General features: G+C 42.2%; 11 protein-coding genes. 2 read left to right on the top strand and 9 right to left on the bottom strand.

All coding sequences use genetic code 11. The features are described from left to right. Nucleotides 1-139 precede the first annotated feature (139 nt). The 4 genes from rpmE to WH214_RS11690 form a co-directional block, all read right to left on the bottom strand. A complete protein-coding gene (rpmE, locus tag WH214_RS11705; protein WP_004693579.1) occupies nucleotides 140-367 on the bottom strand; it encodes a 50S ribosomal protein L31 in 228 nt (75 codons plus the stop codon). Between the two features lie 205 nt (nucleotides 368-572). After that, nucleotides 573-1553, bottom strand: coding sequence for a bile acid:sodium symporter family protein (locus WH214_RS11700; RefSeq protein WP_339420915.1), 981 nt, complete (start codon nucleotides 1551-1553; stop codon nucleotides 573-575). 167 nt (nucleotides 1554-1720) lie between these two features. Continuing rightward, nucleotides 1721-2122: a lactoylglutathione lyase gene (gene gloA / locus WH214_RS11695; protein WP_004693583.1), complete on the bottom strand. Its 402-nt coding sequence runs from the start codon at nucleotides 2120-2122 to the stop codon at nucleotides 1721-1723. A gap of 123 nt (nucleotides 2123-2245) precedes the next feature. Next, the gene (locus WH214_RS11690; RefSeq protein ID WP_279043815.1) at nucleotides 2246-4387 is read right to left on the bottom strand and encodes an AmpG family muropeptide MFS transporter; all 2142 of its coding nucleotides are present in this window, start codon (nucleotides 4385-4387) and stop codon (nucleotides 2246-2248) included. 181 nt (nucleotides 4388-4568) lie between these two features. On the opposite strand from WH214_RS11690, the gene WH214_RS11685 reads away from it, so the two are divergent. Further along, nucleotides 4569-7202, top strand: coding sequence for a Lon protease family protein (locus WH214_RS11685; RefSeq protein ID WP_339993405.1), 2634 nt, complete (start codon nucleotides 4569-4571; stop codon nucleotides 7200-7202). Nucleotides 7203-7258: 56 nt separating this feature from the next. Here WH214_RS11685 and grxD read toward each other — a convergent pair whose 3' ends face one another. Continuing rightward, nucleotides 7259-7600, bottom strand: a complete 342-nt coding sequence (grxD, locus tag WH214_RS11680; protein ID WP_004693588.1) for a Grx4 family monothiol glutaredoxin — start codon at nucleotides 7598-7600, stop codon at nucleotides 7259-7261. 162 nt (nucleotides 7601-7762) lie between these two features. Here grxD and WH214_RS11675 point away from each other — a divergent pair, with 162 nt between their 5' ends. After that, the gene (locus WH214_RS11675; protein ID WP_339420922.1) at nucleotides 7763-8974 is read left to right on the top strand and encodes an aspartate aminotransferase family protein; all 1212 of its coding nucleotides are present in this window, start codon (nucleotides 7763-7765) and stop codon (nucleotides 8972-8974) included. A 79-nt stretch (nucleotides 8975-9053) separates the two neighbouring features. Here the strand turns inward: WH214_RS11675 and sohB are convergent, their stop codons facing one another. From sohB to pstC, 4 genes are all read right to left on the bottom strand, one after another. Next, entirely contained in the window at nucleotides 9054-10025 is a 972-nt protein-coding gene (gene sohB / locus WH214_RS11670) for a protease SohB (protein WP_289844555.1), read from the bottom strand. A gap of 285 nt (nucleotides 10026-10310) precedes the next feature. After that, nucleotides 10311-11225, bottom strand: a complete 915-nt coding sequence (gene pstB / locus WH214_RS11665) for a phosphate ABC transporter ATP-binding protein PstB (RefSeq protein WP_004693593.1) — start codon at nucleotides 11223-11225, stop codon at nucleotides 10311-10313. Between the two features lie 13 nt (nucleotides 11226-11238). After that, the gene (gene pstA, locus WH214_RS11660; RefSeq protein WP_004693595.1) at nucleotides 11239-12627 is read right to left on the bottom strand and encodes a phosphate ABC transporter permease PstA; all 1389 of its coding nucleotides are present in this window, start codon (nucleotides 12625-12627) and stop codon (nucleotides 11239-11241) included. After that, nucleotides 12627-14006, bottom strand: coding sequence for a phosphate ABC transporter permease subunit PstC (gene pstC, locus WH214_RS11655; protein ID WP_339993403.1), 1380 nt, complete (start codon nucleotides 14004-14006; stop codon nucleotides 12627-12629). The genes pstA and pstC overlap by 1 nt, the downstream gene beginning before the upstream one ends. Nucleotides 14007-14066 lie beyond the last annotated feature (60 nt).

The raw sequence follows: 14066 nt of genomic DNA, 5'->3' as shown, positions 1-14066 counted from the left end.
TTTGACCTTGGATACTAACTTCTAAATTTTAAGGCCTCTATATGGGGTCTTTTTATGTTGTCTAGCTATTTGGCCTATGACTCTGTATCCAAATCATAGGCATAAAAAAACGGGCAAATGCCCGTTTTTTCTTTTGCTATTAGTCGCGTTTGATAGAACGTGACATGCCAGCAAAACGTTGTTTGAACTTGTCGATACGACCGCCAGTGTCAACGTTCTTTTGCTTACCAGTGTAGAATGGGTGGCAAGCTGAACATACGTCTAGGTAAACAGTTTCTTTACCAAGTGCTGAACGAGTTTCGATTACGTTACCGCAAGAACATGTAGCAACTAAAGTTTGGTATTTTGGGTGAATATCGGCGCGCATGGTCGATTACTCCATAAAAATTAAAGAAGGTTTTGCCGTCATCGCAATTGATCACTCTCAAAATTGAGGAAAGGGCCACTTAATTAAATTAAGTTGCAGATCAACACCATAACAGACCATTCTTTTGGCCCACCGAGACGGATACCGTCAGAGCTAAGCACAACAAGTGGCAAATATTATACGAGATATAGTATCAGATAGCCAATTATTCTTTCGTTTCAATTTCAGATTGCTTGGCCCAATAGTTAGCAATAATCCCACACGCCATCAGCTGTATTTGATGAAAAATCATAATCGGTAAAACAATCATCCCCAAAGGTTGTCCAATAAAAAGAATCTGTGCCATTGGAACACCACTAGCCAAAGTCTTTTTAGAGCCACAGAAAAAAATGGTTTTCTGATCGGCACGGTTAAAGCCTAACCAACGTGGTAAAAACAACCCAAGCAACATAATAATCGTCAATAAGACCGAACACACAATAATCAATAGGATTAAAGTACCGACACTCACCTCTTGCCATAAACCCGCTACCACAGCACTGCTGAAAGCACCATACACCACCATTAATATCGAACCCTGATCGAATGCTTTGACGATGCTTGGCATTTTTTGCATATACGGAAAGACATATGGTCGAAGTAGCTGTCCAAGAACAAAGGGAACCAATAGCAATAAGGTGATTTGAAGTATAGACGAGGTCGGATCAAAACCATGCTCTGATTGCCCCAAAATGAAAAAGGCCACCATCACAGGGGTAATAAACATCCCGATCAAATTTGAGAATGACGCACTACATACCGCCCCAGCCACATTGCCTTGTGCGACCGAAGTAAACGCAATTGAAGACTGTACTGTCGATGGCAAAAAGCACATAAACAAAAAGCCCCAATACAGCTCCTGTCCAAGTAGTGGTACCAATACAGGTTTAGCAAGCAAACCTAAAACGGGAAAAAGGATGAAGGTAAATGCAAAAACCAACGCGTGGAGTTTCCAATGCATCATGCCCTGAATCACGGCTTCACGGGATAATTTAGCCCCATGCAAAAAGAATAATATCGCAATCGCGACCGTCGTCAGTACACCAAATACACTGGCCGCTTGACCTGAAACAGGGACAAAGCTGGCTAAGAGCACCATAACAAATAGCAATAACGTAAACCGATCGAGTGCCAATAATTTCAACATACCAACATCCTGTCATTCCTCTAAAAATGAAAAAGCCCAGTGACTAATTTACCTTTGGGTAAATTCATCTTACTGAGCTATATAAATAAAGCTAGCTTTTACAGGATATGTTCAATATTTTTTTAATTAATACTGTGCATACACGCTGCATATGGCCTAATAACGGCTTAGTTATTACGTGCATTATTATCTTGTTGAATCAGTTCAATTTTATAACCATCTGGATCTTCTACAAAGGCAATAACCGTTACACCACCCTTCATTGGTCCAGCTTCACGTACAACATTGCCACCGCGCGCTTTGATTTCCTCACAAGCTTTATATGCATCGTCTACTGCAATCGCTATATGACCATAAGCATTGCCCAGTTCATAACTGTCCGTATCCCAGTTATGTGTCAGCTCTAAAACCGTATGATTTTCTTCATCACCATAACCCACAAATGCCAAAGTAAAACGACCTTCTTCATAATCACGCTTACGAAGTAAAGTCATACCAAGCACTTCAGTATAGAACGCCAAAGATTGTTCTAAATTGCCTACACGTAGCATGGTATGTAGCATGCGCATTGGAATTTCCTCATGATTTATTCTCAGCCCCCAATATAGGCAAAGCCGTCCTATATTTCAAACCTCAACCATAAAAAAAGCAGCCACAAGGGCTACTTTTTTAATTCGAGACAAATCGATACTTTAACTTTGCTCAGCGGCATGCTCTCGTAGAAGTTTCGCTACCCAGACCACTAAGATTAAAATTGGGATTCCAATGAGTGTGGTCAGCAAGAAGAAATTTGGATAGCCAATATTGGACACAATTGTCCCTGAATATCCACCTAAAATTTTAGGTGTCAACGTCATCAATGAACTAAAAATCGCATACTGAACAGCAGTGAAAGATACGCTGGTCAAACTTGATAGAAATGCAATAAATGCAGCACCTGCTAAACCTGATGCCAAGTTGTCGACAATAATCGCAAAATACAGCCAGTTTGAACTATATTCCTTAATCACCTTCCCTTTAACCTCTAACTGTCCATCAACCGCTTTATTCAAGTTGATTGGCTGAAGATCAACATCTAGAGTTACAGATTTTGCAGCTGCGGGATCCACCTGATAATTCAGCGCAGTGTGTTGTTGCGCACGCTCATTTTGCATCAATATGGCATTCAGCTTTTTAGAGTTTGAATCAAGAAGCAGTTGAGCAGGGATTGCTGCGCTAAACACACCTTCTTTGTCTAACTTTGCATCAAAACTTTGACCATCTAAGCTCAATTGAATACTTTGGTTTTCAGCCAGTGTAGCAAGGTATTGACCTCGTACCACAATACTTCCGTCAGACTCTCGTTGATTAATCACATTATCAGCCGTGATCGGAAGCAACAGTAATGCCGTAGATGCACCCGTTTGACTGATATAAGGCAATGTGACCGAGACAGGCTGTGAAGTATCATTTTGAAAACTGGCCGTTGCAGTTAGACTTTCATGTGCCTGAAGCTGCTCAACAGGAACATTAATTGCCCATGCACCTGTCTCATCCGCTTGAGCTTTGAAACTTTGCTCACCAACATTGATCACAACATCATTTAAAGGTTGTCCTGATTTGACCAAACCAATAAAGATGAGATTGGTTGAACTGGCCAAGATTGCTCCGACAAACATCAACTTCATGATGTTCATGCGCTGCGCCAGCAGTCCACCTAAAAAACCACCAACCAAGCTAAAAATCACCCCATAAACTTTCACCGCTTCAGCAATCTGCTCTTTAGTAAAGTTTAAGTCTTGATAGAACACATTAGAGATCACACCTGCAATAATGTCGGAAATACGGTAAAAACCAATCAACAATAGTAATACCAACGCCAATTTCACGCCATAACGCTTAAAAAAGTCAGCAACAGGATTCACCCATGTTTCATAGGCCATTTGTTTGTTCACAGCGCCCATTTTGACTAGGCTTGAACCCACTAAAAATGCAACAGCACCAGAGCCAATAAAACGTAAAGCCTCAAAACAAAACAGTGCAAAACTATCTTTGATCGACCAGAGCTGAATTAGCATTTCAGTTAAGTTGCCTGAATAAATATAGCTCAGTACAAAACTCACCACAGACACAAAGAAAACGGCCACTAAACGATAATAATCTACTCGTTTATATTCTTTACGTACCCGATCAACTTGTGGCTCACGTATGCATAAAGTGGTTGCGATCCCGACCAACATGACCGTCGCCATTGCCAAATACGTCCACTTCCATGCCTCATAAATATAGTTGCCCTTGGCTGTACCCAAATAAGCCGCTAAAAATAATGCGCCTGCACCTGCAACGATCATCCCGATGCGGTAGCCTGCGTTATAGGTTGAAGCCAACACCGTTTGCATTTGCGTTTCTGCCAGTTCAATACGATAGGCATCAATCACAATATCTTGTGTCGCAGCAGAAAAACCTAAAAGCACTGCACCCGCAGCCATTTGGTAAAGATAGCTCTGACCAAGAGACGGATCTGAAAAAGCCATGATAGAAATGGCACAGATAATTAAGAGTTGTGCGATCAATAACCACGCACGGCGACGACCCAATAATTTGGTCAGCACTGGTACAGGTAATTCATCGACCAAAGGGGCCCAAACAAATTTGAATGAATAACCCAGAGCAGCCCAACTAAAAAAAGTCACAGCGCTCTTATCGATACCTGCCTCACCTAACCATAAAGATAAGCTCGAGAAAATTAACAGGATTGGGATACCTGCTGAGAAACCCAAAAACAGCATGATCAACGCACGGCGATCTAAAAATGCAGTAAAGGCGGATTTCCATCCTGAAGATTGTGTTGTCATTACGTTTTTGTTGTCTTAAAACCAATGCTGCTATTCAAACCCTTAATACAATTTGTTTCAACCTGATTTATAAAATCAATGTTCTATTTTTGTCGACAAACACTGCGACTTTGCTTGATCTTTTGCATTAAACCTGTATACCTTTAAGTTTCTAACGCAATCTTTAGTTTCGGATTTCAAAGTGACCCAAAAACACGATCAAATGAGCTCTTCTTTATCTGTACCGCCCGCATTAAATAGTCAAGAAAATCCAGAAAACAACCTTAGTTCAGCATTTGACCAACCCGAAATTCAAACGACCTTAGCAAAGACACAACTTCAAGCAGAGCAACTGACGCACACACCTGCTCTGGATAAGATTCCAGCCTCAACGCGTCGTATTAAACCGCTCAATAATTTTTTAGGGCAAGACCGCGCACGTGCTTCAGTTGAAGCAGGCATTTCCTTACCTTACTCTGGCTATAACATCTTTGCCGTAGGAACAGCTGGCTTGGGCAAGCGCACCATGGTCAAGCGTTTACTCCAGCAACACGCCAAAAATATGCCGACACCGAACGATTGGGTTTACGTTTATAATTTTAAAAGCCCACGTCAACCGATTGCTTTAGAATTACCTGCGGGTCAGGCGGTAAAATTTCAAACCATGTTACATCAAACATGGCAAACCACTTTAAAGCAACTTGAGCGCCGCTTTACTGCTGAAACCTACCACAACCGTATAGAAGCCATTCGCCAACAAACAGGTGATGTTCAGCAACAAGCATTGATTGAATTGACCCAAGAAGGTGAAGAACTCGACCTCAAACTAATCTCTCGTAATGATGAGCACTGCTTTATCCCCGTCCAGTATGTAGACGATAAAGTATTGGAAATGACGCAGGCCGACATCAATGCTTTAAGCTCTAAAGAGCGTTCTGAAATTAATGCCAATATACGCCATATGGACAAAAAACTTGAGCGTTTAGGCATGCATTTAGGCGACTTGGAGGAAGATGCCCGCGATAAAGTTCAAGTGTTGAATCGCGATATTGCCAAGCAAGTTTTATTACCTAAAGTCGAACAGTTACTGACTAAGTTTGCTGAGGTTGAAGGCTTAAAAGACTACTTAAAATATTATGCTGAAGACATTATTAACAATGTCGAGGTGGTACTCGAACAAGAAGAAGATGACTTCACGCCTGGCCTGTTTAGTCGTATCCCTTCGCGCTATCAAGCCAATGTGATTGTGTCGCATAAAACCAATGCTGGTGCACCAGTTATTTTTGAAGACTTCCCAACTCACTACAATTTGCTTGGCCACGTAGAGCAACTGACTCAACATGGCACCATTACTACAGACTTTACCTTAATCCGCCCAGGGACATTACATAAAGCCAATGGTGGTTTTTTAATGTTAGAAGCAGAACAACTGCTTGAACAGCCTTATGCATGGCAAGGCCTAAAACGCGCTTTAAAATCAGGCCAGTTAAAACTTTCTTCACTTGAGCATATGTTGACACTGACAGGAAGTATCTCAATTGAACCTGAAGCAATCCCACTGAATTTGAAAGTGGTTTTACTGGCTGAGCCTGAAATTTATTATGAAATACTTGAAGTAGAACCTGAGCTTGGCAGTGTCTTTAAAATCCGTGCCGACTTTACTGATACGTTGCAGCGTAATGAAGTAAATGAACAAGCCTATATGCAACTGATTGCAGACTATGTACAGGCCGATAAACTACTTCCTTTTGATCGATCTGCCCTTTCTGCACTTTTGACTGATTCTAGCCGTCAAGCCGAAGACCAAAGCTCCTTATCTCTACATGCCCTCACATTGGGTGATTTGATTCGTGAGGCGCATCATCACGCCTTCCAATCAGGCGATAAAATGGTCTCGGATCAACACATTAATATGGCATTAGATCATCGCAAATATCGCTTAGGCTATTTACGTGAGCTCTATTGGCAGGATTTGTCACGTGGTACGCAGCTCATCGAAACGCGCGGACACCGTCTCGGTCAAATTAATGCACTTTCGGTCATTCACTATGCAGATGTTGAGTTTGGCTTACCATCACGTTTAACAGCCTCTGTGTATCAAGGCGGTGGTGATATTCTAGATATTGAGCGTAGTGTCGAGCTCGGTGGCTCTCTGCATGCGAAAGGTGTGCTGCTGATGTCATCGTTCTTAAAAGCACATTTCGGTCGTGAGCAAACCCTACACTTTTCTGCCGCACTTGCCTTTGAACAAAGCTATGGTCAAGTCGATGGTGACAGTGCTACGGTTGCAGAACTCTCTGCTTTAATCTCAGCGATTAGCCAACTTCCGATTGATCAGTCTTGGGCGATTACTGGCTCAATGAACCAATTAGGTCAAGTTCAACCAATTGGTGGTGTCAATGCGAAAATTGAAGGCTTCTTCGATGCATGTAAACTTCAAGGTTTAACTGGTAAACAAGGTGTGATTATTCCGCGTCAAAATATGCAGCATTTAATGTTACGTAAAGATGTGATTGATGCGGTTTCAAAGGGCCAGTTCCACATTCATGCTATTGATACGATTGATCAAGCGCTTGAACTACTTATGGCTCGACCAGTCGGTACTTTAGACAAAAAAGGACGCTACACCAAGAAGTCCATTTATGCGGCGGTGATGGATCAGCTAGATTATTGGCAAGCCATTGAAGATGGTGCTGAGTTTGAAGAAGAGCCGAAGAAAAAGAAAAAAAAGAAGAAGGACAAAAAAAAGGCAAAAGCTGAAAAGAAGACCGTTGCAACTGAAAATGCAGCGGAACACACTTCTGAAGCTGTAAGCACTGTAACTACAGCGTATTAACCCTTTCCCTCAAAAAAAAAAAAACGCCTCAATGGCGCTTTTTTTACAACTGAAGATTAAGCTTCAGGTGCTGGACTATGCTGCTCAACTAAAGGTTGTAATTCACCTTTTTGGAACATGTCTAGAATAATGTCACTACCACCAATCAACTCACCGTTGATCCATAACTGTGGGAATGTAGGCCAGTTTGCAATTTGTGGTAACAAAGCACGAATATCTGGATTTTCAAGAATATTCACATAAGCAAACGGACGACCAATTTGACTAAGCGCTTCTACAGCACGTGCAGAGAAACCACATTGTGGAAACTGTGGGGTGCCTTTCATATAAAGAAGTACAGCGTGTTTTGCAATTTGGTCACGAATTAACGCTTCGGTATCGCGTGCTTGTTCAGTCATTGATCAATCCTCAACTAATCTAACCCGCATTATACCCAAAACGTAGAAAAACAGTATGCCTAAAGCAATATTTCGACTTTTATTTAGATTTAGGCTTTAAAACTACAAGCATAATTGCTTAATATTGGATTTCACTTACCCTCTAACAGATAAGAGTTAGTCATGAATAACATTACCCTTGCTCCTGTACAAACTGATCAACCCTCACATTTGATGCCAGTATTTGGCCGTCAGCCGATCAGCTTTGTCCGAGGTCGAGGCTCTTATCTGTACACGGAGGACGGTACTGAATACTTTGATGCGCTAACGGGCATTGCAGTCTGTGGTTTAGGCCATGCACATCCTGTCATTGCAGAAGCGATTGCAGAACAAGCTATGACTCTCATTCATACCAGTAACTTGTTTGAAGTGCCTTGGCAAACGGCTGCAGCACAAAAACTTGCTGAAGTTGCTGGCATGGAAGAAGTGTTCTTCTCAAATAGTGGTGCAGAATCCAATGAGGGTGCAATCAAAATTGCCCGTAAATTTGGCTACATGCAAGGCATTGCCAATCCAAAAATCATTGTTGCAGAACACTCATTCCATGGTCGTACCATGGCAACGTTATCAGCAACAGGCAACAAAAAAGTCCAAGAAGGCTTTGGTCCATTGGTTGAAGGTTTTATTCGTGTTCCATTCGGTGACATTGAAGCTATTGAAGAAGCAGCAATTCATCATCCAGACATTGTCGCATTTTTTGTCGAACCAATTCAGGGCGAAGGTGGTGTCAACACTGCTCCACAAGGCTTTAGCTATTTGGAAGAGATTCGTCAAATCTGTAATCAACACAACTGGCTGATGATGTTGGACGAAGTTCAAACTGGTAATGGTCGTACGGGCGAATACTTTGCCTACCAACACACCAACATCATTCCTGATGTACTCACCACAGCCAAAGGTTTAGGCAATGGCTTCCCCATTGGTGCGGTGATGACTCAAGGTCGTGGTGTAGGCGTGCTGACCGCAGGTAACCACGGTTCAACATATAGTGGCTCAGCATTGGGTTCGCGTGTGGTGTATACCATCATCGACATTATGCAAAAAGAAAACATTGTACAAAATGCGGCTGAACAAGGCGCTTACATCGTAGAACAACTGCGTAACCAACTTGCCGATCAAAATGTGATTGTCCGTGGCTTTGGTTTGATGATTGGTGTTGAACTACCAAAAGCATGTGGTGACTTGGTGAACATTGCTCGTGATGAATACCACACCATTATTAACGTTACTGCGGGTTCTGTGGTGCGTTTACTGCCGACCTTGAATATTACCAAAGATCAGGCGGATCAACTGATTGAACGTCTAGTGAAAATGATTAAAGCGTACTTAGCTTAAGACAAAAAAGTCTGGTTCTAAAATTGCTTTTTGCATATTTAGGAACCAGACTTTTTGAAATGAATCGGCCAACTAAATATTAAAGTTTTGGATCACGCATTTGAACCAAACTTGCATTGGTTTTAGTTAAGGTTTCTATCACTTTATTCATGACTGCTGGTACCAAGGCATCTGCCATTTGCGCAGCTTGTAAGCCTAACTTCTCACCTAAAGTCGGTTTCTTACGCGTTGAGATGACATAAACATCATGATCGGTCAGTAAATTAAGTAAATAAGCATCTGAAGTTTGTAACTGATCGACCAAATTCAAATCTAAAGCATCTTGTCCATACCAGTGCTCACCTGTCGCCACTTTCTCAACATTGAGCTGTGGACGATATTTTTCAACAAAGTGTTTAAACAGCACATGTGTCTGTTGTAACTCTTCTTCAAACTTCGCCTTACCTTCTGCTGTATTTTCACCAAACATCGTCACTGTACGTTTATATTGGCCTGCTGTGTACAGTTCAAAATCGATATTGTGTTCTTTTAGCAGACGATTAAAATTAGGGACTTGCGCGACCACACCAATTGAACCGACAACCGCAAAAGGTGCAGCAATAATCTGATTGGCGATACATGCCATCATATAACCGCCACTCGCTGCAACTTTATCGACGCAGATAGTGAGATTGAAACCTGCATCACGTAAACGTACCAATTGTGCAGCAGCCAAACCATAACCATGCACCATACCACCTGGGCTTTCTAAACGCACCACAACACGATCACGCCCTGCTTTGGCTGTCGCTAAAATCAAAGTAATTTCTTCACGTAAGCTTTCTACCGCTGTTGCCGCAGTATCACCTTTAAAATCTAGAATATAAACTTTTTGATTGGCTTTTTTACGGTGACGAGACTCTTTCGCTAACTGCTGAGTCAGTTGCAATAGCTCCAATTTAGATGCTGTAGTTTGCGCAATTTTTTTACGTTGTTCATTGATACGCGCATTTAAATGTGTAATTCGAATTTCAGCGGGAAGTTTCGGTAAATGAAATAACATAGAAATTATATTCTCTAAAATAATACGTCGGTATATGACCTAGATTAGGTCAATGGCATTTTTTTTCAATAGCCATTTTTTGTTTTATTCTGTAATGCGTTACCTTTCACATTTAATCATTTACAAGATGAGTCTATATCTCAGACGGCACATCTTCGCATCTATTGTCCAATATAACGGCAATACACAATGCCCATTATCATGGCTGTTTTAGTCACCAGACTTAATATCTGCTTATAACAAAAAAACAGAGCACTTACGCTCTGTTTTTTCAAATATTTCAAGTTATGCGTATTAACCGAAACGACCTGTAATATAAGCTTCAGTTAGCTGATGATCTGGCTGAGTGAAGACTTTCTCGGTTGAGTTCACTTCAATCAAGTCACCTAAATGGAAGTAAGCGGTACGGTCTGATACACGTGCAGCCTGCTGCATTGAGTGCGTCACAATCGCAATCGTATACTGCGTTGAAAGCTCAGAAATAAGCTCTTCCACTTTCGCTGTCGCAATCGGGTCAAGCGCTGAACATGGCTCATCCATCAGAATCACTTCTGGGCTTACCGCAATGGTACGCGCAATACATAAACGCTGCTGCTGACCACCCGACAAGCCTGTGCCCGGTTGATTTAAACGGTCTTTGACTTCATCCCAAAGACCCGCTTTACGTAAGCTGTTTTCTACAATTTCTTCTAAGTCATACTTATCACGCGCCAAACCATGGAGTTTAGGGCCATAAGCCACGTTATCAAAAATTGACTTTGGGAATGGGTTTGGTTTCTGGAATACCATTCCTACTTGAGCGCGAAGCAGTACCACATCTAGGTTTGGGTCATAAATATCTTGATTATCCAACATCACTTTACCCGTCACACGACAGCTATCAATGGTGTCGTTCATACGGTTCAAAGTACGTAAGAAGGTCGATTTACCGCAGCCTGATGGCCCAATAAATGCAATCACTTCATTTTCGTAGATATTCAGATCAATCCCTTTAATCGCTTCAGCTTCGCCATAGTAAACATGTACATCTGAAGTGCTGAGTTTGACTTGTCCTTGTGCCTGATCTTTCTTAGCAGAAGTCTGTGTATCGAACTGCGACACAAAAGAAGTACCCTGCTGACCTGAGGTCGTATTCGGGTTTGTAAATTGAGTGTGTTCTTGATTCACTGTTTGATCCTGATCTAAGGAATTTTTAACAACGGTATTCATATTTTGCCCTCACTTACCAACGGACTTCAAATTTCTTACGTAACCAAATTGCAATACTGTTGAGTCCAATCATCATTGCAAGCAGAACAATAATCGCAGCTGCTGTACGTCCTTCGAAGAAGTTACGCAGCTCATTACCTTGCCACAAGAAAATCTGTACAGGTAAAGCACTCGATTGATCAAATGGAGTTGTAGGTACACTTGCAACAAATGCGCTCATACCAATTAATAACAGCGGTGCAGTCTCACCTAATGCTTGTGCTACACCAATAATTGCACCCGTTAGAATCCCTGGTAGTGCAAGTGGTAAAACGTGATGAAATACAGTTTGTACACGTGAAGCACCTAGCCCTAAAGCTGCCTGACGAATTGAAGGTGGTACAGCTTTCAACGATGCACGTGTTGTAATAATCACCGTTGGTAAAGTCATTAAGCTCAGCACTAAACCACCGACCAATGGCGCCGAAAGCGGTAAATGCATCCAGCCAATAAAGATCGCAGCACCGAGCAAACCAAAGACAATTGATGGTACAGCCGCAAGGTTGTTAATGTTGACTTCAATGACATCAGTGATCCAGTTTTTAGGCGCAAATTCTTCAAGATAAATCGCAGATGCCACACCAATTGGAATCGAAATAATGATCACGATCAGCATCATGAACAGTGACCCCATGAATGCCCCTGCTAAACCTGAAGTTGCAGGAGAACTACGCGAGTCTGGACTGACAAAGATGTTGGTATTAAAAGTATTTTCCATGACCCCGGAAGCTTTCATTTCATCGGCAAGTTGACGAACTTCTGGGCTCAACTGTTGCTGTTCATCAGGCAAACTACGGTCAATATTTCCTGCAAGCCAAACATCAACGTTTGCATCGGCAAGCACTTTAATGTCTTCTTTCTTACCGACTAATGATGGATCTTTCATCACCATATCACGTAAGCGATATGCTTCAGAACTGGTGTACAAAGAAGCTAAATCATCGCGTTTAGAAGCAAGTGCTGGGTCTTTTGCAATCATGGCATTCACGATTAAAGCATCCCAATCCACCATGCCCATTTCAGTTTGCCAAGCAATAAAACGCTCTTCAAACTGCGCTGGAGATTCGCCTGCACGCTGTACAGGTTTTGCACCTGTCGTAATAATGGCAGGGTCAAAGTACACGGGTAAACTCATGCTACTTTGCCAAAAAGCTGGTAAGCCTTTCGATAAAATACTGCCAAAAAGTAGCGCGACAAAGAATAAACCTGCAATCACTGCCGAGAAACCAAAGAAACGAAAGGTTTTTTCTTTACGGTGACGTTTTGCCAATGAATTACTGATCGTTTGCTTACGCTTTTCTCGTAATTCTGCCGCATGTTGTGGATCAAATACTTGATCTGCTGTGCTATTAGAAGTCGTCATTAGTCGTATTGCTCACGATATTTACGCACGATGTACAGTGCAACAATGTTCAAACCAAGCGTAATTACAAAGAGGGTCAGACCTAGTGCAAATGCCACCAAAGCTTGCGGGCTTGCAAAGTCAGTATCACCAGTCAATTGGTTTACGATGGTAATGGTCACAGTTGAAATGGCTTCAAGTGGATTGGCATGCAATAAAGGACTATTCCCTGCTGCAAGCACCACAATCATGGTCTCACCAATGGCACGTGATGCTGCAAGCAAGAACGCGCCGATAATGCCTGGAAGTGCTGCTGGTATCACTACCTGACGAATGGTTTCTGACTTTGTCGCGCCTAAACCTAATGAACCATCACGTAATGCACGTGGTACCTGCGTGATAATGTCGTCAGACAGCGATGAAACGAAAGGAATAATCATGATACCCATGACGAAGCCAGCAGTGAGTGCGCTGGTTGCGTTGATGTGTAAACCAACGGATTCGCCAAGCATTTTAAAGAATGGGCCAATGATCATCAGTGCAAATACACCGTAAACAATGGTTGGAATTCCTGCGAGCACTTCAATGGTTGGTTTTGCCCATGAGCGGAAACCAGAAGATGCATATTCAGCAAGATAGATCGCGATCATTAAACCCACTGGGACTGCAACTAAGAGTGCAATACCACTGACCATTAAGGTGCCCCAAAGTAGCGGAAGCAAACCATAACTGCCATCTGCACTACCTGAAGTACTAAAGCCGGGGTTCCATTCTGTACCGAAGAAAAAGTCGAGTGGACTCACGAAGTGGAAGAATCGCATCGCTTCGCTGAACATCGACATCACGATACCAATCGTGGTTAGAATCGCGACACCAGAACAGAGTGCAAGTGCAACATTAATGGTTTTTTCAACTTGGTTACGAGCGCGGAACTGAGTTGCAATGCGCTTTTTCGCAGCGACTAAACCTGCCAGTGCAGCACAAATCACCACTGCAATTTTTGCAAATGTTCCAATGCTTTGAAACTTCGCCAGTTGCTCCGCAGCAGCAAGCTCATACGCAGCTGGTGTATCTGTTACACCAAAACCTGAGGCAATCGCTTCTACACGGTTAATCAACACATCCGTACTAGCAGCATCTAAGGTTGCAGCGACTTGTGCTGGCACGTGATTTAACACCACATGATTCAAAACATTTGGTTCAACAATATTCCAAACAATCAAAATTAAAAAAGCAGGGATACCACACCACAAAGCCACTAACGCACCGTAATACCCCGGACGTGAGTGTAATTTTTCAGAATTATTTCCCTTACCTGCTAAGTTACGGCTCTGACTTAAGCCCATTTGATAGGCTATGGCGATCAGTGCCAATAACACACCTATAAGTAGCAGATTCATGTATTCTCCACGGTTCTTTCAATTTTCATTATTTGAAAAAACTTAATCCTAGTAAAAAAC

The organism is Acinetobacter sp. MYb191, assembly GCF_037572605.1.
Taxonomy (GTDB): Bacteria; Pseudomonadota; Gammaproteobacteria; order Pseudomonadales; family Moraxellaceae; genus Acinetobacter; species Acinetobacter johnsonii.
This window is presented reverse-complemented; position numbering and strand designations above follow the sequence as displayed.

Bases quoted from the DNA above. Each gene is read 5' to 3' on its own strand.
- rpmE (WP_004693579.1), bottom strand. From the start codon at position 367: ATGCGCGCCGATATTCACCCAAAATACCAAACTTTAGTTGCTACATGT.
- WH214_RS11700 (WP_339420915.1), bottom strand. From the start codon at position 1,553: ATGTTGAAATTATTGGCACTCGATCGGTTTACGTTATTGCTATTTGTT.
- gloA (WP_004693583.1), bottom strand. From the start codon at position 2,122: ATGCGCATGCTACATACCATGCTACGTGTAGGCAATTTAGAACAATCT.
- WH214_RS11690 (WP_279043815.1), bottom strand. From the start codon at position 4,387: ATGACAACACAATCTTCAGGATGGAAATCCGCCTTTACTGCATTTTTA.
- grxD (WP_004693588.1), bottom strand. From the start codon at position 7,600: ATGACTGAACAAGCACGCGATACCGAAGCGTTAATTCGTGACCAAATT.
- WH214_RS11675 (WP_339420922.1), top strand. From the start codon at position 7,763: ATGAATAACATTACCCTTGCTCCTGTACAAACTGATCAACCCTCACAT.
- pstB (WP_004693593.1), bottom strand. From the start codon at position 11,225: ATGAATACCGTTGTTAAAAATTCCTTAGATCAGGATCAAACAGTGAAT.
- pstA (WP_004693595.1), bottom strand. From the start codon at position 12,627: ATGACGACTTCTAATAGCACAGCAGATCAAGTATTTGATCCACAACAT.
- pstC (WP_339993403.1), bottom strand. From the start codon at position 14,006: ATGAATCTGCTACTTATAGGTGTGTTATTGGCACTGATCGCCATAGCC.